25 protein-coding genes are annotated in these 24,786 nt (G+C 64.9%); 22 read left to right on the forward strand and 3 right to left on the reverse strand.

The annotated features are described in order from the left end of the window. Positions 1–54 precede the first annotated feature (54 nt). The 16 genes from J2X70_RS05515 (at position 55) to J2X70_RS05590 (ending at position 17,242) form a co-directional block, all read left to right on the forward strand. A complete protein-coding gene (locus tag J2X70_RS05515; RefSeq protein WP_309909335.1) occupies positions 55–1,206 on the forward strand; it encodes a hypothetical protein in 1,152 nt (383 codons plus the stop codon). A gap of 38 nt (positions 1,207–1,244) precedes the next feature. Further along, positions 1,245–2,399, forward strand: a complete 1,155-nt coding sequence (locus J2X70_RS05520; RefSeq protein ID WP_309909337.1) for a carbohydrate binding domain-containing protein — start codon at positions 1,245–1,247, stop codon at positions 2,397–2,399. Between the two features lies 1 nt (position 2,400). Then, the gene (locus tag J2X70_RS05525) at positions 2,401–2,871 is read left to right on the forward strand and encodes a hypothetical protein (protein WP_309909338.1); all 471 of its coding nucleotides are present in this window, start codon (positions 2,401–2,403) and stop codon (positions 2,869–2,871) included. Between the two features lie 10 nt (positions 2,872–2,881). Continuing rightward, the gene (locus tag J2X70_RS05530) at positions 2,882–4,018 is read left to right on the forward strand and encodes a hypothetical protein (RefSeq protein ID WP_309909340.1); all 1,137 of its coding nucleotides are present in this window, start codon (positions 2,882–2,884) and stop codon (positions 4,016–4,018) included. Between the two features lie 3 nt (positions 4,019–4,021). Continuing rightward, entirely contained in the window at positions 4,022–4,171 is a 150-nt protein-coding gene (locus tag J2X70_RS05535; RefSeq protein WP_170919629.1) for a hypothetical protein, read from the forward strand. Then, on the forward strand, positions 4,168–4,863 hold the full coding sequence (locus J2X70_RS05540; protein WP_025875707.1) for a phage minor tail protein L: 696 nt from the start codon (positions 4,168–4,170) through the stop codon (positions 4,861–4,863). Before J2X70_RS05535 ends, J2X70_RS05540 begins: the two co-directional genes overlap by 4 nt. 62 nt (positions 4,864–4,925) lie before the next feature. Continuing rightward, positions 4,926–5,666, forward strand: coding sequence for a C40 family peptidase (locus J2X70_RS05545; RefSeq protein ID WP_309909342.1), 741 nt, complete (start codon positions 4,926–4,928; stop codon positions 5,664–5,666). Next, positions 5,659–6,252: a tail assembly protein gene (locus J2X70_RS05550; protein WP_218788422.1), complete on the forward strand. Its 594-nt coding sequence runs from the start codon at positions 5,659–5,661 to the stop codon at positions 6,250–6,252. Before J2X70_RS05545 ends, J2X70_RS05550 begins: the two co-directional genes overlap by 8 nt. Then, positions 6,249–9,737 (forward strand): phage tail protein, encoded by a 3,489-nt coding sequence (locus J2X70_RS05555; RefSeq protein ID WP_309909345.1) that lies wholly within the window; start codon positions 6,249–6,251, stop codon positions 9,735–9,737. The genes J2X70_RS05550 and J2X70_RS05555 overlap by 4 nt, the downstream gene beginning before the upstream one ends. Positions 9,738–9,748: 11 nt before the next feature. Beyond that, complete coding sequence (locus J2X70_RS05560) at positions 9,749–10,063, forward strand: hypothetical protein (protein WP_309909347.1); 315 nt, start codon at positions 9,749–9,751, stop codon at positions 10,061–10,063. Then, the gene (locus tag J2X70_RS05565) at positions 10,063–10,773 is read left to right on the forward strand and encodes a hypothetical protein (RefSeq protein ID WP_139784987.1); all 711 of its coding nucleotides are present in this window, start codon (positions 10,063–10,065) and stop codon (positions 10,771–10,773) included. The genes J2X70_RS05560 and J2X70_RS05565 overlap by 1 nt, the downstream gene beginning before the upstream one ends. A gap of 208 nt (positions 10,774–10,981) precedes the next feature. Continuing rightward, positions 10,982–12,442 (forward strand): SulP family inorganic anion transporter, encoded by a 1,461-nt coding sequence (locus tag J2X70_RS05570; protein ID WP_309909349.1) that lies wholly within the window; start codon positions 10,982–10,984, stop codon positions 12,440–12,442. Positions 12,443–12,545: 103 nt separating this feature from the next. Next, positions 12,546–13,001, forward strand: coding sequence for a hypothetical protein (locus J2X70_RS05575; RefSeq protein WP_309909352.1), 456 nt, complete (start codon positions 12,546–12,548; stop codon positions 12,999–13,001). Between the two features lie 210 nt (positions 13,002–13,211). After that, on the forward strand, positions 13,212–14,078 hold the full coding sequence (locus tag J2X70_RS05580; protein ID WP_309909354.1) for a lysozyme inhibitor LprI family protein: 867 nt from the start codon (positions 13,212–13,214) through the stop codon (positions 14,076–14,078). A gap of 129 nt (positions 14,079–14,207) precedes the next feature. Continuing rightward, entirely contained in the window at positions 14,208–14,798 is a 591-nt protein-coding gene (locus J2X70_RS05585) for a lysozyme inhibitor LprI family protein (RefSeq protein ID WP_099844663.1), read from the forward strand. Positions 14,799–14,839: 41 nt separating this feature from the next. After that, positions 14,840–17,242, forward strand: coding sequence for a peptidoglycan-binding domain-containing protein (locus tag J2X70_RS05590; protein WP_309909356.1), 2,403 nt, complete (start codon positions 14,840–14,842; stop codon positions 17,240–17,242). A gap of 57 nt (positions 17,243–17,299) precedes the next feature. Here the strand turns inward: J2X70_RS05590 and J2X70_RS05595 are convergent, their stop codons facing one another. Then, complete coding sequence (locus J2X70_RS05595; protein WP_080150386.1) at positions 17,300–17,878, reverse strand: hypothetical protein; 579 nt, start codon at positions 17,876–17,878, stop codon at positions 17,300–17,302. A 146-nt stretch (positions 17,879–18,024) separates the two neighbouring features. Here J2X70_RS05595 and dusA point away from each other — a divergent pair, with 146 nt between their 5' ends. The 4 genes from dusA to J2X70_RS05615 all read left to right on the forward strand — a co-directional run bounded on the left by dusA (position 18,025) and on the right by J2X70_RS05615 (position 21,840). Further along, on the forward strand, positions 18,025–19,056 hold the full coding sequence (gene dusA, locus J2X70_RS05600; protein ID WP_080150388.1) for a tRNA dihydrouridine(20/20a) synthase DusA: 1,032 nt from the start codon (positions 18,025–18,027) through the stop codon (positions 19,054–19,056). Between the two features lie 212 nt (positions 19,057–19,268). Continuing rightward, positions 19,269–19,637 carry a hypothetical protein gene (locus tag J2X70_RS05605; RefSeq protein WP_025878314.1) on the forward strand — a complete coding sequence of 123 codons (369 nt, stop codon included), beginning with the start codon at positions 19,269–19,271 and terminating at the stop codon, positions 19,635–19,637. A gap of 72 nt (positions 19,638–19,709) precedes the next feature. Continuing rightward, the gene (locus J2X70_RS05610) at positions 19,710–20,393 is read left to right on the forward strand and encodes a response regulator transcription factor (protein WP_004136763.1); all 684 of its coding nucleotides are present in this window, start codon (positions 19,710–19,712) and stop codon (positions 20,391–20,393) included. Positions 20,394–20,415: 22 nt separating this feature from the next. Beyond that, a complete protein-coding gene (locus tag J2X70_RS05615; RefSeq protein WP_032978238.1) occupies positions 20,416–21,840 on the forward strand; it encodes a sensor histidine kinase in 1,425 nt (474 codons plus the stop codon). A 73-nt stretch (positions 21,841–21,913) separates the two neighbouring features. On the opposite strand, the gene J2X70_RS05620 is transcribed toward J2X70_RS05615, so the two are convergent. Together J2X70_RS05620 and J2X70_RS05625 are read right to left on the reverse strand one after the other, a co-directional pair. Further along, positions 21,914–22,702, reverse strand: coding sequence for a M90 family metallopeptidase (locus J2X70_RS05620; protein ID WP_080150389.1), 789 nt, complete (start codon positions 22,700–22,702; stop codon positions 21,914–21,916). Beyond that, positions 22,669–22,944, reverse strand: coding sequence for a hypothetical protein (locus J2X70_RS05625; protein WP_025878320.1), 276 nt, complete (start codon positions 22,942–22,944; stop codon positions 22,669–22,671). The genes J2X70_RS05620 and J2X70_RS05625 overlap by 34 nt, the downstream gene beginning before the upstream one ends. Before the next feature lie 144 nt (positions 22,945–23,088). Between J2X70_RS05625 and birA the strand changes: the two genes are divergently transcribed. Continuing rightward, the gene (gene birA / locus J2X70_RS05630; RefSeq protein WP_032978357.1) at positions 23,089–24,054 is read left to right on the forward strand and encodes a bifunctional biotin--[acetyl-CoA-carboxylase] ligase/biotin operon repressor BirA; all 966 of its coding nucleotides are present in this window, start codon (positions 23,089–23,091) and stop codon (positions 24,052–24,054) included. Then, complete coding sequence (locus J2X70_RS05635; protein ID WP_025878323.1) at positions 24,051–24,782, forward strand: type III pantothenate kinase; 732 nt, start codon at positions 24,051–24,053, stop codon at positions 24,780–24,782. The genes birA and J2X70_RS05635 overlap by 4 nt, the downstream gene beginning before the upstream one ends. Positions 24,783–24,786 lie beyond the last annotated feature (4 nt).

Raw genomic sequence — 24,786 nt, forward strand, 5'->3', positions numbered from 1 at the left:
GCTGCGGAATGCGCTGCTTGGTGCAATCCCCGAAAAGACAAGGAAACAGCAGAAATGTCACGACGAATCATCGACCTCGATTCCATTCAACCGAATGGAAAGCGGGGTGAAACACAGCGCCCGGCCTTCACCAAGATCAACGAGAACTTCGCAGAGGTCTACGATGCCCTGGCCGCGGTGGAAAAGCTTCCAGAGACGGTGGACCACGCGATCAGTGGGCGGTTGCCCGGGCGCAATCTCTTCATCAATGGCGGCCTGCAGTTCTGGCAGCGTCGCACTTCTGGACGTGTCGGCAGCGGCTCGGGAACACTGGGTGCAGAAACGCTCTTTGCTGATCGCTTCTCCAACTCTGCGTTGAGCTGCAGTCATGACATCCAGCGTGTACCGTACGAGGGACAGTTGGGCTATCCCGAAGACACCCGCTCCATCCTCGTGTGCACGGTATCCGGTGCAGTCGCCAACAGCGGCGCCTGGATGGGCCAGAGAATCGAAGGTGTGCGAAGCGCCAGCGGCGCCGTCACGATCTCGGTCTGGGCGAACAGCGACGTAGCCGGGCGCAAGGTGGGTGTGCGTGTCATCCAGGACTTTGGAACCGGTGGGACGCCTTCGCCTCAGGTTTCCACCGAGGCGGGCGTCCTCACGTTGAGCACTGGAGCGTCGCGTCAGTCACTCACCGTGACGTTGCCGAGTACGAAAGGGAAGAAGCTGGGAACCAACGGCAACGACCACATTTACGTGGTCTTCGATCTATGCGCCGGTGGATATGGCGGGGCGTTGGCAGGCCAGAATGGATCCTTCGGCTTTACCCAGTTCCAGGTCGAACCTGGGCGCAATGCAACGAACTTCGACTGGCGGCCGCCCGGCGTGGAGCTGGCCCTGTGCCAGCGCTACTACGAGAAGAGCTACAACCTGGATGTCCCGCCCAATACGCCGCACAACGAAGGACGCGAGGCATTTTCGTTGAACAACCCGGGGGTTGCCCACTACCAGAGCGTGCGCTTCCTGGTGGCAAAACGTGCGCACCCCTACGTGATGATCATTTCGGCTGATACCACCCAGCAGGATGGACACATCGCCGAGGACAACATCTCCCGTGTTCCCTGCGTAGTGAACTACGCCTCGCCATCCGGCTATGAAGTGAGTTGGTCGAACAACCCGGGCCGATGGGGCGGCTGGTGGCATTGGTGGGCCGACGCTGAGTTCTGATCCGTAGCGGTCTCTCACCAGAACAATAGGACCCCGATATGGCAAGAAAGATCATCGACCTTGATTCCCTTCAACCGAATGGAAAACGAGGTGAGACACAGCGGCCGGCGTTCACCAAGATCAACGACAATTTTGCCGAGGTGTATAGCGGCCTGAAGGACGCTCAAGAGGCCGTCACGGCAATTCCAGCAGCCCTGGATGCAGCGTTGGCTGGTAGATCACTGGCCAGGAACTACCTCGTCAATGGTGACTTCCGCTTCTGGCAGCGCGGGTGGGGCCTGGCACAGGGCACAGGTTCGAACTATCTGGCCGATCGCTGGAAGCGTGACAACGGCAACGGAACGCTTTCGATGGCACGCTTCCCGCTGGAGCCGGGCCAGACCGCAGTTCCCGGCAATCCGCGCTGGTACATGAATGTCAACGTGGGCGCCTCCTCGGCCAGGAACAGCTACCAGCGCGTTTCGCAATTGATCGAAGACGTAACACTGCTCAGTGGCAGGAAGCTGACGCTTTCCTTCTATGCGAAGGCAGCGCCCGGATCAAAGATTGCCGTGGAAATCGAGCAGGATTTCCGTGGCCAGGACTCATCGACACAGATGTTTGCTGGCATCGCCACGCTGACAGGAACCTGGAGCAGGTACACGATGACGTTCGATGTACCCAGTGTTTCCGGAAAGAATACCAACGGTGCCGGACACTGCACATGGGTCTCGCTGTGGATGTCCACCGGTCCGGACTTCAACAATCGGGTTCCAGGCCTGGGGCATCAGACAGGCAACTTCGACATCGCGATGGTGCAGTTGGAAGATGGCGCTGCAGCCACCGACTTCGAGCGTAGACCAGACGCATTGGAGCTGCTGCTGTGCCAGCGCTACTTCGAGAAGAGCTACAACATAGATGTACCGCCTGGCACCGCTGATGGGGCCGGTCGGGACAACCAGTTCTATGACCGCTCGGTCGGCGTGGGCAGTACCTCGCACATCCGCTGCCGCGTACTGAAGCGGGCGACGCCTGCTTACACCGTCTACAACGACACAACCGGTGCCGTCAGCCAGGTGTCTGGTGCATCTGGTGGTGCGGGCACGGTGACGTCGATCGTCAACCCAGGCCAGTCCGGAGCCCAGGTCAACTATGTGTCGGCACCCGGGAACTGGGGTTCCTCCTTCCACTGGACTGCAGATGCGGAGCTTTGACATGTATCAACTGACGCACGATCCGGACATCATCAAGTGCACACGCACCGGAGCGTTCATTCCGCGTGGCCACTGGATGTGGCGAGACTATGAGACTTGGATCCTGGCTGGCAACGCGCCTTCGCCAGCGCCGCCGCCCTACCCGGCGGGTTCCACCGAGCACCTCCATCTGCTGCGCCGCCAGGCGGAGCAATGGATGTGCGAGTACGTCCAGACACTGGGGCATACATCCATGGAAAGCTGCTGTAGCTACATCAGCAGCGTGATCTCGGGACTCTCCTGCGAGGCCCGAGCGATGGTGGCGTGGCGCGATGCAGTCAATCTGGCATTGACAAATCTGACCATCGCATCGCCCGAAGATGCGCAGACCTGGGAACAGATCAGGCAGAGACTACCGCAGCCGGAGACATTCGACTGGTTGTGCGGGACTTCCAACAGCGGTCCGCCGGAGCGCGGGTCCGCAGGAATCTAGAGGAGCGTTCATGGCAAGAAAAATCATCGACCTCGATACCATTCAAGCGAATGGTAAGCGAGGGGAAACGCAGCGCCCGGCGTTTACCAAGATCAACGACAACTTCGCCGACGTCTACGCAGGCCTGGAGGGCGTACAGACCGCCGTGGACGGCCTGGAAAGCCGAATGGCAGGCCGCAACCGCCTTATCAACGGTGACTTCCGGGTCTGGCAAAGGGGTACGGCGTTTTCCGCATCCACCGGTGCCCGTCCTACCGCCGATCGCTGGCTGGTGAACGCGCACGCGACCACTCTCTCTGCATCGCGCGACGACATTGCGGCAGGCGGTGGTGCGGCGGGAAGGCTGATCGCAGGTTCCCGTCACCTGCTGAAGCTCGTCGTCGAAAGTGTCGCCGGCGCCGACAGCATGGCACTCGTCCAGCAGCGCATCGAAGACGTGCGTACGTTCGCGGGAAAGCGGGTCACCGTCAGCTTCAAGGCGAGGGCCACGGTCGACAACTTCAAGGTGGGCCTGGAATTCCAGCAGTCGTTCGGCGCCGGCGGCTCAACGGCAAGGGACAGCATCGGCGGCGGCGTCACGCTCGATACGATGTGGCGCTGGCACCAGTTGACCGTGGATGTGCCTGGCATCGCAGGGCAGACCCTGGGCGCCGACAGCTATCTACAGCTCAGCCTGTGGCTGGACGCGGGCGCGAACTTCGCAGGTCGCGCGTTCGGGGCGGGACAGAAGAGTGGCGTGGTCTGTCTGGCTGAAATGCAGGTCGAGGAGGGTGACACCGCGACCGATTTCGATCGCCGGCCCGAAGCGCTTGAACTGTTGCTGTGCCAGCGCTACTACGAAGCAGTTGATGTGAACCGGATCCTGGGAATCACCTACACCGCCAACGGCGATTCGCGCGCCTGCATCCCGTTCAAGGTACGCAAGCGCGTGGCGCCCAGGATCACCTCGCCCTCCACCGCGCTCAACCTGGTGGGCTTCGGCTCCGAAGGCAGTCTCATCAACTTCAACGGCGGCGATCCGGGCTGGCAGTCCACCGTGGACGCGGCCGTGTTGTCCTCGATGTCCAACAACATGCAGCAGTACGGAGCGGTCGTGGTGTGGTCGACCACCTCCCAGGTTCTGGTGCACGCAGACGCGGAGCTCTGAGCCATGAGCGCAATCACGACCGAAACCGGCCGCGTCAGCGGCTTCACCACCAATGCGTCACTGCGCCCCGGACACCGTGTGATCGTGCCCTGCGGTCAGCCGTCCCATCCCGTACCGCCTTATCCCGCCACCGCCCAGGAGCGCACCTCATGATCACCGCCGATGCCCAGCAACTCGAGCCGGGTGGCCGCATTACCGTCTTCGAACTGGACGCCAGCAGTTTCGGTGCCGACCAGCTGTTCTTCCACGCGCACCTGCAGAGCGGTGTGATCATCTGGCAGGGTCAGGAGTACGGCCCCTGGCCGATCGAAGCCAGCGGCTTTGAACGAACCAGCGACCAGCCGCCGAACCCCAAACTTCGGGTCAGCAACATCGATGGCCGCATCACCGCGATGTGCCTGCTGTTCGATGATCTGGTCGGCGCCCGTGTCATCCGTCGGCAGACGCTCGCCAAGTACCTGGATGCAGCCAACTTCGAAGAGGGCAATTCCAGCGCCGATCCGGCAGAACACTTCCCCGACGAGGTCTGGTTCATCGAGCGCAAGGTCGGTGAGGACAAGCAGACGGTGGAGTTCGAACTGACTACGGCCATCGACCTCAATGGTGAGCAGTTGCCTGGTCGGCAGATCATCGCCGGCATGTGTGGCTGGCTGGTGCGGGGTGGCTACCGCGGCCCTTATTGCGGCTACAACGGGCCGGCGGTTGCCGATGGCGACGACGTGGCCACCGATGACCCCGCCCGCGACCAGTGCGGGGGCCGTGTGCGCAGCTGCAAGATGCGTTTCGGCCAGGACAAGCCTTTGCCCTATGGCGGCTTCCCGGCGGCCGGCCTGCTCCGCTCCTGATCCAGCGCTTCCGATTCTCCACTTCCAGGCCCGCTCGCGCGGGCTATTTTTTTGGGTGAAACATGCAACCAACAACCCTGCAGGCCATCCAGGCACACGCCGTGGCCGAGTACCCGCGCGAGTGCTGCGGGCTGATCGTGGCCATCGAAGGCCACGAGCACTATCTGCCGTGCCGCAACCTCGCGGGCACACCCAGTGAACACTTCCGCCTGCCGGCCGAGGACTATGCCGCGGCCGAGGACAAGGGCGAGGTGCTGGCCCTGGTGCACAGCCATCCGGACGCAGCTGCCACACCGTCCGACGCGGATCGGGTGATGTGCGAGCACAGTGGCCTGACCTGGCACATCGTCAGCGTCGGTCAGGTGGATGGCGAGGCACCCGAATGCGGTGACCTGCAGACCATCCAGCCGAACGGCTATGTTGCGCCGCTGGTCGGCCGCCAGTTCGCCCACGGCGTGCTGGACTGCTACAGCCTGGTGCGCGACTTCCACGCGCGCGAACTGGGCATTTCGTTGTCCGACTATACCCGCGACGACGACTGGTGGGACAAGGGCCAGGACCTGTACAGCCTTGAACGGCTGCATGCGGAAGGCTTCGACCTGATCGAGGGCGAACCGCAGCGGGGCGACATGATCCTGATGCAGATCCGCTCGCCGGTGACCAACCACGCAGGCGTCTACCTGGGCGACGGGCAGATGCTGCATCACCTGCATGGCCGCCTGTCCGAAACCGTGCCCTACGGCGGGATGTGGGCCGAGCGCACCCGTTGCATCGTCCGCCATCGCGAGGTGCACCATGACTGACCGTCTTCGTACCATCCGCCTGTACGGCAAGCTGGGTGCGCGCTTCGGGCGCAAGTTCCGGCTGGCGGTGAACAGCCCGGCCGAGGCCGTGCATGCCCTATGCGTGATGCTGCCTGGCTTCCAGCAGTACCTGATGGGTGCAAAGGCCAAGGGCATGGAGTTTGCCGTGTTCAACGGCCGGCAGAACCTGTCGCGGGATCAGCTGCACGACCCGCCAGGGCAGGATGACATCCGCATCGCGCCGGTGATGGTGGGCAGCAAACGGGGAGGCGTACTGCAAACCATCATTGGCATCGTGCTGATCGTTGTGGGGAGCTACACATCTTGGGCTGGCGGAGCTGCACTGGTATCAACCGGCGTCAGCATGGTGGTTGGCGGGATCACCCAGATGCTCTCCCCCCAGCCAAAAGGCCTGGGGGCCAAAGACACACCCGAAAACGCCCCCAGCTACAGCATGAACGGCACCGTCAACACGCAGGCGCAAGGCAATCCTGTTCCGGTGGCCTACGGCGGCCATGACAAGAAAGGCATGTTCATCGGCTCGGCCGTGATCAGCGGCGGCATCCTGGCGGAGGACCAGTTTTGAACCAGATCATTCATTCCGCACAGCGTGAGCGCAGTGCACCCATACCCACACTGGCCGGCGCAAAAAAGGGCGCCAGCAATGCACGCACGCCGGTGGAAACGCCGGACAGCCTGCACTCGATGGCAGTGGCCCGCATCATCGACCTGGCCAGTGAAGGCGAGATCCGCGGTCTGGTAGCGGGCAAGCAGTCCATCTACCTGGACCAGGTGCCGATCGAGAATCCGGACGGCACGCTGAACTTCTCGGGCGTGGACGTGCAGACGCGTTCGGGCACCCAGGACCAGGAGCACATCAGCGGCTTCCCCTCGATCGAGAACGAAGTCGGCGTCAACGTCGAACTGCGCAGCGATGCGCCGGTGGTTCGCACCGTGTCCGGTGCCGATCTGTCGGCGGTGCGCATCCGCTTTGCGGTGCCCGCGCTGCAGAAGACCAACACCGAAAACGGTGATACCGAGGGCTATCGCATCATGTATGCGGTGGACCTGTCCACCGACGGCGGCCCGTTCAGCACCGTGTTGAACGACGCTTTCAGTGGCAAGACCACCAGCCAGTACGAACGCAGCCGGCGCATCGATCTTCCGGCAGGCAGCCAGTGGCAGGTGCGCATCCGACGGCTGACCGCGAACGCCAACAGCAGCACCATCGCTGATACCGTCAACGTGCTGTCGATGACCGAGATCATCGATGCCAAGCTGCGCTATCCCAACTGCGCGCTGGCGGCGGTGCAGGTCGACGCCAGCCAGTTCCAGAACATTCCCACGCGCTCGTATCAGCTGTGGGGGCGCATCGTACGCATTCCGTCCAACTATGACCCGCTCACCCGCGTCTACAGCGGAGTGTGGGATGGCACCTTCAAGAGCGGCTGGACCAACAATCCGGCGTGGGTGTTCTTCGACATCGTCACCAACGATCGCTTCGGCCTGGGTCATCGCATCCCGCTGGACTGGGTGGACAAGTGGCGCCTCTACCAGATCGCCCGCTACTGCGACGAACTGGTCAGCGATGGCCAGGGCGGCAGGGAGCCACGATTCACCTGCAGCCTGTACCTGCAGACCCGCGCTGAGGCATACAGGGTGCTGCAGGACATCGCCACCATGTTCCGTGGCATCAGCTTCTATGCAGCCGGCCAGGTCATGGCTTCGGCCGACATGCCCAAGGACCCGCTGCTGACCTACAGCCAGGCCAATGTCATCGAGGGCCGCTTCCACTATGCAGGCAGCAGCCGCACGGCGCGGCACACCGTCGCTCTGGTGTCCTGGATCGATCCGGATGATTTCGGCCGCCAGAAGGTCGAAGTGGTGCAGCACCTGCCGGGTGTCGCCCGCTATGGCATCAACCAGACCGAAGTGACGGCGGTGGGTTGTCATTCGCGTTCGCAGGCGCAGCGCGTGGGCAACCACATCCTGCACACCGAGATGCTGGAAACCGAGACGATCAGCTTCTCGGTGGGGCTGGATGCCCTGGGTTGCGTGCCCGGCGACATCATCCAGGTGGCCGACCCGAACCGCGCCGGTCGCCGCAATGCAGGGCGCATCCGCAGCGCGGCTGCGCGCACCTTGGTGCTGGACCAGCCGCCGGAGAAGATTGAAGCCGGTGATACCCTGCGTGCGACGCTGCCCAATGGGCATTCCGAAGCACGTACCGTGCAGTCGGTTGATGGCGAGACGGTCACCGTCACCGCGCCGTGGTCGGCAGTACCGGTCGCGCAGTCGGTCTGGGCACTGGAGTCGCCGGAGCTGGCGCTGCAGCAGTACCGCGTGCTGTCGATCAGTGAAGGCGAAGAACTGACCTACCAGATCACCGCGCTCAAGCATGTGCCGGGCAAGTACGCCGCCATCGACGATGGCACGCGCCTGGAGCAGCCGCCGATCAGCATCGTGCCACCCAGCGTGCAGCCGCCACCCGCGAACGTGCGGATGGCCTCGCATGTGGTCGTCGACCAGGGTATCGCCACTTCCGTACTCACCATCGAGTGGGACGCGGCGGACAAGGCGATTGCCTATGACGTGGAATGGCGTCGTGGTGATCTCAACTGGGTCCGTGCCGGTCGCGTGGGTACGCAGAGCCTGGAAGTGCGCGGCATCTACGCCGGCCAGTACCTGGCCCGGGTTCGTGCGGTCAATGCGCTGGGTGCGGTGTCGCAGCCGATGGTCAGCGCGCTGACGACGATTGAGGGCAAGACCACGCCACCGCCAGCGCTGTCTTCGCTCACGGTCCGCAGTCGCGTCTTCGGCATCGAGCTGGACTGGCAGTTCCCTGTTGGTGCTACCGATACCGAGCGTACCGAGCTCTGGTACAGCACCAGTCCTGACCGTGCAGCGGCCATCAAACTCGGTGACTTTGCCTATCCGCAGGCACGGCACCAGATGAATGGCCTGGCAGCCGGCGCGCGCTTCTGGTTCTGGGGTCGCCTGGTTGATCGCAGCGGCAACATAGGTCCATGGCACCCGGTGGGCGCTGGCGTACTGGGAGAGTCCAGCAGCAACCAGGCGGACTATGACGCCTACTTCGCCGGTCGCATCAACGAAAGTGCACTTGGCCAGCAACTGCAGCAGAAGATCGAGCGCGTCAGCGAGGTGCTGCCGCTGGTCTGGGATGCGGAGGCGACCTATACCGCGGGCCAGACCGTCATCCATGACGGCCGGATCTGGAGCTGGCAGGACACTGCAGCGGGCAACGAAACGCCGCCGGGCACGCATTGGAAGGATGTGGGCGATGCGATCGCCGATGCCGGTGCCATTGTCGGTCGGGTCGATCAGCTTGAGATGGATGTCACCGACGTCGACGGCAAGGTGGCTGCGCAGGGGCAGAAAGTCGATGGCCTGTTCGCCCAGGTCAGCGACCACAGTGCGGGCGAGGAGGACTACAACGTCGGTGAGAACGACGTTACCGCCGGCGCCATCACCGTCTACAGCGTGATGGCCGAAAAGGACGCGGCGCTGGCCAAGCGCGTGGACACGGTTGAAGCCTCCATCGATGGCGTACCTGGCAAGATCGAAGGCGTCAGCGCGGCCGTGCAGCAGGTCTCGCAGGCCGTGGTGAATCTGGATGGCAAGGTCAGCGCGACCTATACGGTCAAGGCGCAGATCAGCAGTGCAGGTCAGATCTACATGGCCGGCATGGGGCTGGGCGTGGAGCAGCAGCCCGATGGCAGTTACCAGAGCCAGATCCTGATGCAGGCCGATCGCTTCGCATTGTTCAACACCAACAGTGGCCAGGTCAGTGCGCCGTTCGTGGTACAGGGCGGGCAGACCTTCATCAATCAGGCATTGATCGGCACTGGCTGGATCCAGAACGCCATGATCGGCGATGTGATCCAGTCCAACGCTATGGGAGCTAATGGCCAGCCCCGATGGAGACTCGACAAGAACGGCACGTTGACGATGAATGGCCCCGAGAACGGCGGCCGCCTGACCATCAATGACAGTGTCATCCACGTTTACGACAGCAGCGGTCGCGTGCGCGTCCGCATGGGGATCTGGTAATGGCAACAGGAATGCAGATTTTCGGCCCGGATGGGCAGATGTGGTTCGACACCAACGATCGTGCCGGAAAGGTGATGGGCGATCTCCATGTAAGCAGTAGTGCCAGCACCTACGTCGGCATGGCCGGAATGGGGGAGCCGTTCGCCATTCTGCCAACGACCTTCTGGGACAGCTGGCAAGATCAGAACGGCAACCAGTTCTCGGCGCCGAACATGGCCAGCATGAGCTTTAGGAGCCAGGGGGCCTACGGAGACCACCTGACCCTCAGTTTTACCTTCATGACCACAACCAGTCCCAATGCCTATCTTTTCTACGGGAGTTTCTGATGACCGTCGGTCTTGAGGTAACAAATGACAGCGGTGTTCCCGTTCTTGTCAATTCACACGCGATGGCTTTCTTTGCCGCTGGCAAAGGTGTTGAATCAATCGGTAGCAACACATCGCCGCTGGGCCAGAGTGGCTCTGTCACCCTGCCTAGGCAGAGCGTGCCGTACCTGGTATTCATCCGCTGCAATAACGGCTCCACGCGTATCGGTACCGGCACCGACGGATTCGGCTGGAACATGGCACAGGGGACGACCAGCTTCGAGTGGTGGGCTTGGGGGCGCGCAGCGCCCAGCACCAACGTCGGCATGCAGGTCTACAACGCCGATGGCTCTGTGCAGTGGGACATGAGCAGCCGTCCGCTGCGAATGGCAGGTCTGGTGGATATGACTGGGGCAAGACCTCCGGTGCCCAGCGAGATGTCCAACGAGAATATTCTGACAGGTGATCTGGTAAACGGGCCCGGCGATAATCTTGCCTACCTGCTGTCCGATATCGGCATGTGCCACGATGTCTACGCCATGCCGAGTGGCAATCCCACCATTCGCACCAACATGCGCTACATGGCCGCTATAAGCACGCCGACCGCATCGCAACTGCGCATCAACTTCTGCAGGCGGGCCGCCAATCGTCAGCGGTCCCTGAGCGGAGCGTCCTATCAGACCTTCGCCTCGCGTCTGCCGAGCTTTGTACTGGCAGCCTATACCTACTGATGTGCCTCAATCGACCCGGGCGGCCATTTGAGCCGCCCGGCCCCTTCCCGTAGACTGCGCCCCTTCCACGCTCCCCGACGACGCACTGCAGTGATCACGCCACCCTGACCCTTGCCACCCCTCGGCAGCCGGCCCAACCGGCTCAGGAACCCGCGTCTTTCCACTGCAGCGCCACGTGGCCTCGCCCGCGTGTGCGCGGAGTTTTCCCATGCAAACGTCTTACCCCCTGCGCCAGCAATGGCTCGGCAACCTCCGTGGTGATCTGCTGTCCGGCACCGTCGTCGCGCTGGCACTGATTCCCGAAGCCATCGCGTTTTCGTTGATCGCCGGCGTCGACCCCAAGGTCGGCCTGTATGCTGCTTTCTCCATTGCCGTCATCACCGCGATTGCAGGCGGCCGCCCCGGCATGATCTCTGCCGCCACCGGCGCGATGGCCCTGGTGATGGTCGACCTGGTCAAGGACCACGGCCTGCAGTACCTGTTTGCCGCCAGCATCCTGGCCGGCCTGCTGCAGGTGCTGGCCGGCGTGTTCAAGCTGGGCTCGCTGATGCGCTTCGTCTCGCGCTCGGTCATCACCGGCTTCGTCAACGCGTTGGCCATCCTGATCTTCCTGGCCCAGATGCCCGAGTTGATCGGCCGCGGCCCCACCGTGTATGTGCTGTGCGCCGCCGCGTTGGCGATCATCTACCTGCTGCCGCGCATCACCCGCGCAGTGCCTTCGCCGCTGGTGGCGATCATCGTGCTCACCGCCGTGGTCATCGGCTTCGGCATCGATGTACGCAGCGTGGGCGACATGGGCCAGCTGCCCGACAGCCTGCCGCACTTCCTCATCCCCGATGTGCCCTTCACCTGGGAAACGCTGCGCATCCTGCTGCCGGTGTCAGCCACGCTGGCGGTGGTCGGCCTGCTCGAATCGATGATGACCCTGCAGATTGTCGAGGACATCACCGAGACGCCCAGTGAGCGCAACCGCGAGTGCGTCGGCCAGGGCCTGGCCAACACGGTCACCGGTTTCCTCGGTGGCATGGCCGGCTGCGCGATGATCGGTCAGTCGGTGATCAACGTGACCTCCGGCGGTCGAGGCCGCCTGTCCTGCCTGGTGGCCGGCGTGCTGCTGCTGGTGCTGGTGGTATACGGCAGCGACCTGGTGCGGCAGATCCCGATGGCCGCACTGGTGGCGGTGATGATCATGGTCAGCATCGGCACCTTCAGCTGGCGCTCGCTGCGCGACCTGCGCACGCATCCGCGCAGCTCGTCGGCAGTGATGCTGCTGACCGTGGTGGTCACCGTGGCCACCCACGACCTGGCCAAGGGTGTGCTCAGCGGCGTGCTGTTGTCTGCCCTGTTCTTCGCCCGCAAGGTGGGCCGCATGCTCGACGTGCAACGCGAAGACGTTGCAGACATGGACATGCAGGTCTACCGCGTGCGCGGCCAACTATTCTTCGCCTCCGCCGGACAGCTGGGTGCGGCGTTCGACTACCAGCACGTGGCGCCGAAGGTACAGATCGACCTGAGGGAGGCCCACCTGTGGGACCTGACTGCCGTCGCCGCGCTGCAACGCGCGCAGGAAAAGCTGACCGCGCATGGCGCCGAAGTCAGTGTTGTCGGCCTCAACGCGGCCAGCCAGACGCTGATCGAACAGGTGGGGGGCAGAGGCAGCGCGCACTGATGGCCGCTTGCTGTTTTCGTCTGCAAGTTTTCTGATTGAGGCCTGCCTTCACCGGATGCACTGTGATTTCGTGCATTCGGCACAGATCGGAAAAGGACGAGAGATGAGCGCAGCTCGCGTGTTTCCTTTATTTCTATATTTCGCACTGGGGCTTGGTTTGACGGCGCTATCGCCCAGTGCGGTTGCGACCTCGCCCCGCATCGTTATCGAACATGTTTCCCACCACCGCGCGGGAACCGCTGAGGCGGCGGCGATCGCACGGTGGCTGGACAGCATCCCGGATGCGGATCGGCGGACGATGGAGCTGGGCACGATTACGGTGCAGCAGCGCCGGCCCCCCTCCGATGCCTGGGCCTCTGCCGCAGTGGCCCCTCCCGTTCCGCTTCCGGCCTCGGGTGCTGCCGGTGAGAAGATCACCATCACCAATGAGCTTCCCGGTGGCTTCGTGGAAACCTGGACGTTCCAGTGGGTTGCGGAAGAGGGTGGGGGCGGTTGGAAGCAGACCGATTACGAAACGCACGCGCCGATCGTGCAGCCTGATCGGCCCAACGAGCTGTGATGGAGCGGTGGTGGCCGGTCGCAGCAGGCCACCACCGCTCCAAAGTTGGTCGCGTCAGGTTTCTGCGACGCCGTCCGCGCAAGCTGAATTCAGTCAGCCATCTGAAACCGCCGCTGTCGTAGGATCTGCACCGTGATCGGGGCCGATGGACGGACCCTCCCGGCCGGCACCCGCTGGCCACACGCAAGGGAGATGCAAGCAATGCAGGTAATGGATGCCCATGGGGGCAATGAACAGATCGCCTCCGGCCGTCGGTACTGGAAGGTGCTGGCCCTGTGCCTGGCGCTCACCGCGTGCCAGGCGCCTTCTACCCCGGCATCGGCCGAAGCGGCGGCCGCTCCGGTTCCGCTCGCCGCGGCAGCGCCGGCAGCGCCTCCCCATGCAGTGACCGGTGATTCCTCTCGGTACCCGGATGCGTCCTACACGGACGGTCGCCTGCGCCCGGCTTATGGCTGGTGCGTGGATGGCGTGGAGGATGCGGGCAAGCTGCAGGCCTGCGGCAAGGATGAACTGGCCTATCAGGAAGGGCGCCTGCAGGAGGGTGCCAGCAAGACTGTGACCGGGCTCGACGCTGCTGCGAAGCAGGCTTTCCTTGCCACCCAGGCGACCTGGCGCAGCGATACCGACCGTCATTGCTCCGCTCCGATCAATGCCGGTGTGGATGACCTGCAGAAGGCACAGGAGTGCCGCCTGTTCCGCGTGGCCAACCGTGCCGACGCATTGATGGCGCAGAGCGGCCCGCCCGATACCTCCTACACCCAGGCAACGCTTCGCCCGGAATTCATCCGCTGTGTGCAGCAGGCCCGTGGCATGAACGACCATATCCAGGCCTGCGGCGATACCGAGCTGGCCTACCACCAGACGCAGCTGCAGGCCGAAGTGGCGCGCCTGATGAACGGCCCCGACAGTCCGGCCAAGGACCGCTGGATGGACGAACAGGCCACTTGGGCCGAGGACACCGACAAGCGCTGCAGCCCGGCTACAGAGAGCGTGGGCCAGGCGCTGGACGCGCAGTCGTGCCTCATCAACCGCTACGCCAACCGCGCGGTGGAACTGCAGGCGCGCGAGCGCCGTTGATGTCGGCTGAAACCTGAATTCAGTCAGGCATCGGCATTCTGCGCTGGCGTAGCATCCTCACCGTGATGGGGCCGATGGACGGCTCCTCTTTGCCGACCCACCCGGCGACTCACCAGGGAGAAGCAAGCAATGCAAGCCTTGAGCGCGCCTGCGCGCATTGATCGATCCGCCTTTGAAATCCGACGCGGAATTGCGCTGGTGCTGTGCCTGTTGCTGGGCGCCTGCCAGGCCCCTTCGGCCGACAGCGCCACGGTTGCCGCTGCCGCCAGCGCAGATGAGCCCACACCGGCAGCCACATCGACACCGGCCAGCGCGACGCCTGCAACTACAGCCGCCGATGCCGACGCGGATGCCGATGACTTTCCCGCGCCGCTGCCCGATGCCTCCTACACCCAGGCCAACCTGCGTCCTGCGTACACCCGTTGCGTGGACGCCAGCGAAGCGGTGACAGCACGCCTGCAGGCATGTGGCGACGAGGAGTTGAGTTACCAGGAAGACCGCCTGGCCGAGATCGTCGCCGGTGTCGTGGCAAGTCCCGACAGCAAGGCCAAGGATGACTGGATGGATGCGCAGGCTGCCTGGTGGTCGGACACCAATCGTCATTGCCGCTGGGATCCCAAAACCGATGGCCAGGGCCAGAGGCTGGACGCGCAGTCGTGCCGCATCAATCGCGTGGCCAACCGCGTTGACCAGCTGCAGGCCGCTGCACGGAGCAAGTGACCTCAATCCACCGCATTGCCAACTGAGAGGAGTCCTTCGACATGGATGTAGTGACCGATGCAAGGAAGGCGATGGAACACTGGCATCGCGGCCAGACCTCCGCCCGTTTTGAAACCGACAACCGTGGTCCAGGCTGGATTTCCTCGGGCAAGGGTGACCATGGCGGCGTGTCCTATGGCAGCTACCAGTTCGCCAGCGCCGTTGGCGGGGTGGACGAGTACCTGAAGTCGTCCCGCTATGCGGACCAGTTCCACGGCCTGAAGCCTGCGACGGAAGCCTTCAGCGAGCGCTGGAAAGCGGTGGCCGCACGCGACGAAAAGGGCTTTGCCCAGGAACAGCACGATTTCATCCAGCACCAGTATTACGACGTGCAGATGGATCGCCTGAAGAAGGTCGGCGTGGACCTGCAAGGTCGCGGCCCTGCCGTGCAGGACGCGCTGTGGAGCACGTCGGTGCAGTATCGCAACATGACCCGTGGTGTATTCCAGAATGGCCTGAAACAAGCCTATGGTGATGATTACAAGCTGTCCGAGCTGAGTGACGAGCAGATTGTCAGGGCCGTGCAGGATTACAAGCACGCCAACGTTCAGCGCCATTTCGAGAGCTCGCCCAAGCAGTGGGATTCGCTGCGCGAGCGCACGCTCAATGAAAAGTCCGAGCTGGTTGCGCTGGCGCGCTACGACAGGATCAACCACGACCCGCAGCCGTACCGGGGCAAGACCTACGAACAGGCGTTCGGCGAGCCGGCGCATCGTCAGTCCGCCGCGCGCCCGGCGCGTGCACCGATGGCCGACGGTATGCTGGTGCAGGGCGAACGCGGCAATGAAGTGCTCGCGCTGCAGCAGAAGCTGGCGCAGGCCGGCTACACCGGTGTGGATGGCAAGGTGCTGAAGCCCGACGGCGATTTCGGCAGCGATACCTACCACGCGGTGCGTCAGTTCCAGAAGGCGCATGGGCTGGAAGAAGACGGCAAGGCGGGGCGTGACACGCTGTCTGCACTGAACGCCGGGGTTCGCCCACCCGCACAGACACCTGCACCGCCATCGGCACCCTCGCCGGAACGCCACGAGCCGAAGGCGCCCTCTACGGATGGTGCGCCGGTGGCGGCTGCCCCCGGTGGCGGCCGCATCACGGTGATCGAGCCCTACGGCAATGTCACCAGCAACCGCACGCTGGCCCACGGCATCAGTGGCGAAACGGCCTATCGCGAACTGAAGATCCATCATCCCAACACCAATGCCGAAGCCGTGCGCACCGGCGATGCCCGCAAGGCCGACCGCCAATCGGGCATGGTCGAAGGCGAGATGGAGAACATCCGCACACGTGAGGACAAGAATGACATTCCGCTGGTGCGCAAGGACCTGATCCTCACCGATCGCCTGGGCAGCCGCGATGTGATGATTCCGAACCCGGTGGCCGGCTACGCGCAGTTCAACAAGGACGCGACCAATTCGATCAGCCTCTACAGCCACCCGGCCGGCGATCCGCGCCGTGAGCTGGTAGGCCAGGTGCTGCACGGCGCCGCCGGCACGTCGCCCTACAAGAACGGTGACTTCGTCGAGTATGGCGCCCCGCTGATCCAGCAGTCGAACGCCGGCAGCAAACCGGTGCATGCGCATATCGAAGTGGAGCCGGCGCAGTTCCGCCGCTACCTCGGCGACATGCTCAACGACCGCATCACCCTCGGCGGCAAGGTACACGCGCAGGGGCCGGAAGCAGCGCAGGCCGCACGCGCCACGCAGCAGGCGCCGATGGCCGACGGCATGCTGGTGAAGGGCGAACGCGGCGATGAGGTCAAGGCGCTGCAGGGCAAGCTGGCCGCGTTGGGTTACACCGCCGCCGACGGCAAGGCGCTGGGCACCGATGGCATCTTTGGCAAGGACACGCTGGCAGCGGTCAAGCAGTTCCAGGCCAACAACGGCCTGGAGCAGGATGGCAAGGCCGGCCGCCAGACCCTGGCGCGCCTGGACGACCCGGCCGCAGTGAAAGCCGGCGCGCAGACCGCCGCCGCCCCGGCACGCGCCGAACCGACCGCACCGGCAGCGCCCAGCATGCGCGATCCTTCGCATGCCGAGAATCCGCGCTTCAACCAGGCCCTGGAGAAACTACAGGAGCTGCAGCAGCAGCGCGTGCAGGCTGGCCTGTGCCCGCTGTTCGCCAATGCGCAGGAAACCGAACGCGCCGCCGGCCAGCTGGCCTACGAGAGCAAGGTCGCCGGCATGCGCCAGATCGACCATGTGGTCGCACGCCCGGATGGCAGCGGCTTGTTCGCCGTGCAGGGCAATGTCGGCGACCCGGCTGCGCAGCGCACCTTCGTCGACAGCCGACAGGCCGTGTCGCAGTCGGTCGAGGCCAGCACCCGCCAGACCGAGGAACTGGATGTCCAGTTCAACCAACGCGTGCAGGAACAGCAGCAGGAGCAGGTGCGCAACCGCGGCCTGTAAGCCTGCTGCACTGTGGCCGAAGGCTCCGGGCCCAACGACCCGGGGCCTTCTGTCGATTCATTCTGCAGGGTCGACCCGCCGGTACACCCCGAACTGGGTCCTGCGCTGGCCCATCGGGATGATCAGGGCCAGCAGGACCGCGCCTCCGTCCACCTGCTTCACCACCAGATCGTTTTCCACCGTGCAGGACAGTTCCACGCGCGACCAGACGCAGCCGGCGCCGGCCTCACCCGGTTTGCACGATGACCACCGGTTGATGACCAGCTGTTCTCCTTCGGCGCTGTAGCTCTTGCTGGAAGCGCTGCCTGCAGCCTCGATGCCGGTGCCGTCGGCGGCATGGAAGCGGGCCACCAGCCGGCTCGCCTCCTGGCGGATCGTGACCTGGTGGATGTCCTTGTTGTAGACGCCAAAGAGCCTGGAAAGCGCGCCGATGGGCGCATTTTCCTGTCCTGCCGACAGGTAGGACGGTCGGTTGTCGAAGGTGGCGCCTTCGGTGAAGTCGCATCGTGGGCCCGGCCTGATTTCGGCAAGGCGCGTGTCGCGGACGCTGCTGCAACCACTGCCCAAGGCCAGTCCCGCCAGCAGGGTGAGGCAGGCGAGGCCAGAGCCCGCCAGCGAGGATGCAGTCGGTTTCATTGTGGCTTCCCTTCCAACAGATGCGGTGCAACAGGAACCCGCGTACCGAGTATCCCCACGCAAGGGCGGCAGCGGCAACCCGGCCTGCATCCCCGGCTGCCCGCCGCCATTCATCCGCCCGGTGTAAACTATTGATCTCACTGGCAATGCCAGTCTCCACGATCAACCGCCCGATGACGTCCGCCACCGCCCGTTACGCTGATTCCCTGCGCCTGTCCGTCGCCCCGATGATGGACTGGACCGACCGCCATTGCCGGGTGTTCCACCGCCTGCTGGCGCCGGGTGCGCGGCTGTACACCGAAATGGTGCACGCCAATGCGGTCATTCATGGCGATCGCCAGCGCCTGCTCGGTTTCGATGCCAGCGAACAGCCGCTGGCACTGCAGCTCGGTGGCAGCGATCCGGCGCTGCTGGCGCAGGCCGCGCGCATCGCCGCCGACTGGGGCTACGACGAGGTCAACCTCAACTGCGGCTGCCCGTCCGACCGCGTGCAGGCCGGGCGCTTTGGTGCCTGCCTGATGCGCGAGCCGGTGCTGGTGGCCGAATGCGTGTCGGCCATGGTCGAGGCAGTGGACATCCCGGTGACGGTGAAATGCCGCTTGGGCGTGGACGAAGACGACAACTACGAGGTATTCGCCAGTTTCGTCGATCGCCAGGTCGAGGCCGGCGCCGCGATGGTGGTGGTGCACGCCCGCAATGCCTGGCTGAAGGGCCTGTCGCCGAAGGAGAATCGCGAGGTTCCGCCGTTGAAGTACGACTGGGCCTACCGGCTGAAGCAGGAGCGCCCGGCACGGCCGGTGGTGCTCAATGGTGGCCTGGCCAGCATCGAGGCGGTGCAGGCGCAGGCCGCGCACGTCGATGGCGTCATGCTCGGTCGCGCGGCCTACCACGACCCCTACCTGCTGCATCAGCTGGAAGCGCTGCAGACCGGCGCGCCGCTGCGTCCGCGCGGTGAGCTCCTGCGCGCCCTGCGCCCGTACATCGAAGCCCGCCTGGGCGAGGGCCTGGCCCTCAAGCACATCACCCGCCACATCCTCGGCCTGTTCCACGGCCAGCCCGGCGGCCGCGCATTCCGCCAGGTGCTGAGCGAGGGTGCCCATCGCCCCGGTGCCGACTGGGCGCTGGTCGAGCAGGCGCTGGCAGTCACCGAACGCGAAGCCGACCGCGCCGCTGCGTGACGTCAGTCACATTCCTGACTTGACAAGGGCGGCCATTTCGTCCCGAATGTTCACTTAGCTGAACAACGGTCTGGAGCATCTGGAAAAGTTCAGACCGGATTCACTGCCCGAAACCAAGAATTTGCAAAAGATTTGTAAAACGCCGGGTTCCATTCCGGTGCCCGGATTTACGACTTTTGAACGAATCGCCGTGCTCGGCTAGGATCGCATCGATGTCTTCCGCTCCCTTCCACCGCTGTATTGCCCTGGCCACCTGCGTGGTCCTGGCGGCTGCCCCGCTGTCTTCGGCGCTGGCGCAGGACCCGCAGCGGGAACAGGGGCGCGCAGAAATGATGGAGCGTGGAGGCCGTGGCGCCAGCAACGAGCGCTCGCTGTCCGATGCCGTGCGCCGCGTGCAGCGCACCACCGGTGGCCACATCCTGGGCGCCGAGCGTGTGCCGTTCGATGGTCGTGACATCAACCGGGTCAAATACATGGACGACCGCGGTCGGGTCCGCTACATGGACGACCCCGCCCCGGCACGTTCACAGCCGCGCACGCCGCGGTCGGATATGTCATCACTACGCGGCGATAACCCCTGAACAGGGATAGTTGTCGCTATCAACCCGTACCCACAGGCCTCCGGGCCGCACCCAGCACACTAGGGAGAGTTCATGCGTATCCTTCTGGTCGAAGACGAAGCCCCGCTGCGTGAGACCCTGGCAGCCCGGCTCAAGCGCGAAGGTTTTGCCGTCGATGCAGCGCAGGACGGCGAAGAAGGCCTGTACATGGGCCGCGAAGTGCCGTTCGACGTCGGCATCATCGACCTTGGCCTGCCCAAGATGTCGGGCATGGAGCTGATCAAGGCCCTGCGCGACGAAGGCAAGAAGTTCCCGGTGCTGATCCTGACCGCGCGTTCGAGCTGGCAGGACAAGGTTGAGGGCCTGAAGCAGGGCGCCGACGATTACCTGGTCAAGCCGTTCCATGTGGAAGAGCTGTTGGCCCGCGTCAACGCGCTGCTGCGCCGCGCCGCCGGCTGGAGCAAGCCGACCCTGGAATGCGGTCCGGTTGCCTTGGATCTGGCAGCGCAGACCGTCAGCGTGGCCGGCAGCAATGTCGACCTCACCAGCTACGAGTACAAGGTGCTGGAGTACCTGATGATGCATGCCGGTGAACTGGTCTCCAAGGCCGACCTCACCGAGCACATCTACCAGCAGGACTTCGATCGTGACTCGAACGTGCTGGAAGTGTTCATCGGCCGCCTGCGCAAGAAGCTGGACCCGGATGGCGAACTGAAGCCGATCGAGACCGTACGCGGTCGTGGCTACCGCTTCGCGATTCCGCGTAACGAGGGCTGAGGCCTTCAACAGGCGATAAACGATGTCCGGCCGTCTGTGGTTCTTCCGACGCTGGCGGCCGCGCTCTCTGCAGGCGCGCCAGATGTTCGCCGCGTCAGTGGGTCTGGTCGCGTTCCTGGCCCTGGCCGGTTACGCGCTTGATGCCGCCTTCGCCGATACGGCGAAGGCGAACCTGCGCGAGCGCCTGAAGAACTATGCCACCGCCTATGCGGCCGGCATCGACTTCACCCGCGACCGCTCGCTGTACATCCGCGAGCAGCCGCCGGATCCGCGTTTCGACGTGCCCGGCAGCGGCCTGTACCTGCAGGTCGTCATGCCCGATGGCAAGGGCAATTCGATGTCCGCCGAAGGCCCGATGCTGCCTACCGTCGGCGGCGGCCTGCTGGCTCCGCGCCAGGAAGTGTTCGAAGGCCCGCTGCCGATGATCCAGATCGACGGCAGCCAAGGCTCGGTGTATCGCTATGGCCTGGGCCTGGTGTGGGATGCCGACGCCGACCCGGCCACCGAATTCCCGTACACCATCTACGTGATGGAAGACTCGCGCGCGCTGGGTGCGCAGCTGCGCGTGTTCCGCAGCCGGGTCTGGTTCTACCTGGGCGGCATCGGCCTGATCCTGCTGCTGCTGCAGACGGTCATCCTGCAGTGGAGCCTGCGCCCGTTGCGGCGGGTGATCACCGAACTGACCAAGGTCCAGCGCGGCGAGACCGAGCGCATGAGCGAACGCCACCCGCGCGAGCTGGAGCCGTTGACCGACAGCATCAATGCCTTCATCGAGGGCGAGCGTGAGAACCTCGAACGCCAGCGCAATACCCTGGCCGACCTGGCGCACAGCCTGAAGACGCCGATTGCGGTGCTGCGTACGCAGATGGACAGCGGCGCCGGCGATGGCGCCCTGCGCGAAGAGCTGGACGTGCAGCTGCAGCGCATGAACAACCTGGTGTCCTACCAGCTGGCACGCGCGGCCTCGTCGGGCCACAAGCTGTTCTCGGCACCGCTGCCGATCGAATCCAACGCCGAGGAAATCGTGCGCGGCCTGGAGAAGGTCTACGCGTCCAAGGGCGTGCTGTGCGAATTCGATATCGACCCGGCCGCGCGCTTCCACGGCGAACCGGGCGACCTGCAGGAGCTGCTGGGCAACCTGCTGGAGAACGCGTTCAAGTGGGCCAAGCGCCGCGTGCTGCTGACCGCGCAGCCGTTGCCGGCGCCGAATGCGCGTCGCGCCGGCCTGCTGCTGGCAGTGGATGACGATGGCCCGGGTATTGCTCCGGAGGACATCGGCAAGGTGCTGCAGCGTGGCGTGCGCGGCGATGAGCGCGTACAGGGCCACGGCATCGGCCTGTCGATCGTGCAGGACCTGATCAAGGACTACCGCGGCGAGCTGCAGGTGTCCCGCTCCAGCGAACTGGGCGGCGCCCGTTTCGAAGTGCGGCTGCCGCCGGGGCCGTAACGATCCGTTGCAACCCGATCCGGTCGACGTAGACCCTCGGGTAGCGCCGGGCCATGCCCGGCGGACGGATGAATCACCCGACCATTGCCGGCGGCTCACCATAGAACCGCCGCAGATGCGCAGCCACCTCCGGCAACGCTTCTGCCAGCAGGTCCGGCGCAGAGAAGTGGTACTCGCTGGCCACCGCGAAGAACTCTTCCGGCGCCTCGGCCGCATACGGATCGATCCGTGTTTCCACGCCGGCATCCACCTGCGCACAGAACGCGTCGTACGATCTCTGGAAGTCAGCTGCCCACTCGCGTTGCCACGCACGCGGCAACGGTGGCGTGCCGTCCATCGCACCGTCGAGCGCATCCAGCTTGTGCACCATCTCATGCACGGCCACGCAGTAACCCTCATGCGGTGCCGCCAGGTCGGCCTGCACATCGGCCCACGAAAGAATCAACGGACCGCTGTCCCACGACTCGCCGATCAGCTCGTCATCCCACTCATGCAGTACGCCGGCGGCGTCCATATGGCTGCGATGCACGCGGAAGGCATCGGGGTAGACGATCAGCTGCGACCAGCCTTCCAGCCCCACCTCGCCGAACTCCAGCAGCGGCAGGCAGCACAGCGCGGCCAGCAGCACGCCATCGGCCGGCTGCAGCTGCAGGTCGCCGATCGGGGAGATGGTCTTCTCATGCAGGAAACGCGTGGTCAGCGCGCGCAGGCGTCTACGTCGTTCGTCGTCCAGGCCGCGCAACCACGCTGCGCGGTGGCAGGCATCGTTCCAGTGTGCGTCTTCGATCGGTCGCGGCGCGGGCCGCAACCACTGCAGCAATGCCTTGATCAGCGGAACATACCCGGCAGGTAGCTGTGCCATTTCGGCGCACGGATGCGCTGCAGTACATCGTCGTCACCGCCACCGCCGCTGCTGGTCGCGGCGGCCGGACGTACCGGTGCCGGCTTGGCGGCCGTCGCTGTCGGCGCGTTGGTCGGTGTGCGCTGCGAGGCTGCATCGCTGGCCGAGTAGACGCAGGCGCCACGGCTGTCATCAAGCGCTGCTGTGGCAGATGCCGCGAAGGGCATCGTCAGCAGGATCAGGCAATGGGCATAACGGCGCATTGACGACATCCACGTTAAGGGAAGGTGAGTTCCCGATTCTAGCCCGAACCCGGCGCCAGATTGGAAGCCCGCCGGAACGGGGGGCCGGCGGGCGTCGCTGGCGGGTTTCCCGCATAATTCCGTCCTGACCTTGTGGAAGCTGCCGTGGACGATCGCCAATTGCTGGCCAAACTCGCTGCCGGTCGCCTGTCCGGCGACGCCCTGGCCCGTGAGCTGGGCCAGACCCGGGCCGCCATTTGGAAGCGAATTCAAGGGCTTAGAGCCGCTGGCGTCGAGGTTGAAGGTCGCGCAGGCGAGGGCTACGGGCTGACCCGGCCTGTCGACCTGCTGGACGCCGGGGCCATCCGCGCCGGCCTGCCCAAGGAGGCCGCAGCACTGCTGCACGACCTGCAGGTGGCCTGGACGGTGGACTCCACCAACGCCGAATTGCTGCGCTGCAGCGCGCCCCAGCGCGGTGTCAGCGTCCTGTTGGCCGAGCGCCAGACTGGCGGCCGTGGCCGTCGCGGGCGCACCTGGGCGTCGCCGCTGGCCGCGCATGTGTATCTGTCGGTGCTGCGCCTGTTCGAGGGTGGCCTCGGCCGCTTGGCCGGGTTGAGCCTGGTCGCCGGCGTCGCCGTGGCCGAAGCCCTGCACGACCTGGGCTACACGCAGGCGCAGCTGAAGTGGCCGAACGACGTGCTGGTCGATGGCCGCAAGCTGGTGGGCCTGCTGGCCGAGGGTGGTGGCGAATACGCCGGCCCGGCGCGTGCAGTGATCGGCATCGGCATCAACGTGCACATGCCGCCGGCCTTCGCCGAACAGATCACCCAGCCGTGGGTTGATCTGGACACACTGGCCGGCGCTTCGGTGGATCGCAACACGGTGGTGGCGGCGGTGCTGGCACGCCTGCTGCCGGCGCTGGAGGAATTCGACCGGGAAGGGCTGGCGCCGTTCCTGCTGCGTTACGCAGCGTTCGACATGCTGGCCGGGCGCGAAGTGCGCGTGCAGCTGGATGGCGAATGGCAGCACGGTACCGCGCTCGGCTTGGCTGACGATGGCGCGTTGCGCGTGCGTATCGATGGCCGCGAGCGCCTGCTGCATGCCGGCGAAGTCAGTGTGAGAAAAGCATGAGCGATTGGTTGTTCGATCTGGGCAATTCGCGCTTCAAGTTCGCGCCGTTGCAGGGTGACCGTGCCGGTGACGTGCAGGCCTGGGCGCATGGCGCCGAAGGCATGGCCGGGCAACCGCCGCACAGCCTGCCCAGTGGCGGCACCGCGTTTGTGGCCAGCGTCGCCGCGCCATCGCTGACCAGCGCGATGCTGGATCAGCTGCAGCGCCGCTTCGAGCACGTGCATGTGGTGCGCACCAGCGCCCAGTGTGCGGGTGTACGCATTGCCTACGCCAAGCCGGAAAAATTCGGTGTCGACCGCTTCCTGGCGCTGCTGGCTGCCGCCAAGGCACAGCGGCCGGTGCTGGTGGTCGGTGTCGGCACCGCGTTGACCATCGACCTTCTTGATGCCAACGGCCAGCACCACGGTGGACGCATTTCCGCCTCGCCGACCACCATGCGCGAGGCGCTGCACGCGCGCGCGGTGCAGCTGCCGGCCAGCGGCGGTGACTACAGCGAATTCGCCAACGACACCGCCGATGCGCTGGCCTCCGGCTGTGATGGTGCCGCCGTGGCGCTGGTTGAGCGCAGCGCCCGCCAGGCACAGGCGCTGTTGGGCGTCATGCCGTCGCTGCTGGTGCATGGCGGTGGTGCACCCGCGCTGATGCCGCTGCTGGACGGCGCCGACTATCACCCCTCGCTGGTGCTGGATGGCCTCGCCCGCTGGGCGGTGCACCAGCCCGCAGGCTAGTATC

Source organism: Stenotrophomonas sp. 1337 (genome assembly GCF_031455455.1).
Lineage (GTDB): Bacteria > Pseudomonadota > Gammaproteobacteria > Xanthomonadales > Xanthomonadaceae > Stenotrophomonas > Stenotrophomonas indicatrix.

What these genes read in the sequence shown, in the direction of transcription:
- J2X70_RS05515 (WP_309909335.1), top strand. Translation starts at nt 55, where the DNA reads ATGTCACGACGAATCATCGACCTCGATTCCATTCAACCGAATGGAAAG.
- J2X70_RS05520 (WP_309909337.1), top strand. Translation starts at nt 1,245, where the DNA reads ATGGCAAGAAAGATCATCGACCTTGATTCCCTTCAACCGAATGGAAAA.
- J2X70_RS05525 (WP_309909338.1), top strand. Translation starts at nt 2,401, where the DNA reads ATGTATCAACTGACGCACGATCCGGACATCATCAAGTGCACACGCACC.
- J2X70_RS05530 (WP_309909340.1), top strand. Translation starts at nt 2,882, where the DNA reads ATGGCAAGAAAAATCATCGACCTCGATACCATTCAAGCGAATGGTAAG.
- J2X70_RS05535 (WP_170919629.1), top strand. Translation starts at nt 4,022, where the DNA reads ATGAGCGCAATCACGACCGAAACCGGCCGCGTCAGCGGCTTCACCACC.
- J2X70_RS05540 (WP_025875707.1), top strand. Translation starts at nt 4,168, where the DNA reads ATGATCACCGCCGATGCCCAGCAACTCGAGCCGGGTGGCCGCATTACC.
- J2X70_RS05545 (WP_309909342.1), top strand. Translation starts at nt 4,926, where the DNA reads ATGCAACCAACAACCCTGCAGGCCATCCAGGCACACGCCGTGGCCGAG.
- J2X70_RS05550 (WP_218788422.1), top strand. Translation starts at nt 5,659, where the DNA reads ATGACTGACCGTCTTCGTACCATCCGCCTGTACGGCAAGCTGGGTGCG.
- J2X70_RS05560 (WP_309909347.1), top strand. Translation starts at nt 9,749, where the DNA reads ATGCAGATTTTCGGCCCGGATGGGCAGATGTGGTTCGACACCAACGAT.
- J2X70_RS05565 (WP_139784987.1), top strand. Translation starts at nt 10,063, where the DNA reads ATGACCGTCGGTCTTGAGGTAACAAATGACAGCGGTGTTCCCGTTCTT.
- J2X70_RS05570 (WP_309909349.1), top strand. Translation starts at nt 10,982, where the DNA reads ATGCAAACGTCTTACCCCCTGCGCCAGCAATGGCTCGGCAACCTCCGT.
- J2X70_RS05575 (WP_309909352.1), top strand. Translation starts at nt 12,546, where the DNA reads ATGAGCGCAGCTCGCGTGTTTCCTTTATTTCTATATTTCGCACTGGGG.
- J2X70_RS05580 (WP_309909354.1), top strand. Translation starts at nt 13,212, where the DNA reads ATGGATGCCCATGGGGGCAATGAACAGATCGCCTCCGGCCGTCGGTAC.
- J2X70_RS05585 (WP_099844663.1), top strand. Translation starts at nt 14,208, where the DNA reads ATGCAAGCCTTGAGCGCGCCTGCGCGCATTGATCGATCCGCCTTTGAA.
- J2X70_RS05590 (WP_309909356.1), top strand. Translation starts at nt 14,840, where the DNA reads ATGGATGTAGTGACCGATGCAAGGAAGGCGATGGAACACTGGCATCGC.
- J2X70_RS05595 (WP_080150386.1), bottom strand. Translation starts at nt 17,878, where the DNA reads ATGAAACCGACTGCATCCTCGCTGGCGGGCTCTGGCCTCGCCTGCCTC.
- dusA (WP_080150388.1), top strand. Translation starts at nt 18,025, where the DNA reads ATGCCAGTCTCCACGATCAACCGCCCGATGACGTCCGCCACCGCCCGT.
- J2X70_RS05605 (WP_025878314.1), top strand. Translation starts at nt 19,269, where the DNA reads ATGTCTTCCGCTCCCTTCCACCGCTGTATTGCCCTGGCCACCTGCGTG.
- J2X70_RS05610 (WP_004136763.1), top strand. Translation starts at nt 19,710, where the DNA reads ATGCGTATCCTTCTGGTCGAAGACGAAGCCCCGCTGCGTGAGACCCTG.
- J2X70_RS05615 (WP_032978238.1), top strand. Translation starts at nt 20,416, where the DNA reads ATGTCCGGCCGTCTGTGGTTCTTCCGACGCTGGCGGCCGCGCTCTCTG.
- J2X70_RS05620 (WP_080150389.1), bottom strand. Translation starts at nt 22,702, where the DNA reads ATGGCACAGCTACCTGCCGGGTATGTTCCGCTGATCAAGGCATTGCTG.
- J2X70_RS05625 (WP_025878320.1), bottom strand. Translation starts at nt 22,944, where the DNA reads ATGCGCCGTTATGCCCATTGCCTGATCCTGCTGACGATGCCCTTCGCG.
- J2X70_RS05635 (WP_025878323.1), top strand. Translation starts at nt 24,051, where the DNA reads ATGAGCGATTGGTTGTTCGATCTGGGCAATTCGCGCTTCAAGTTCGCG.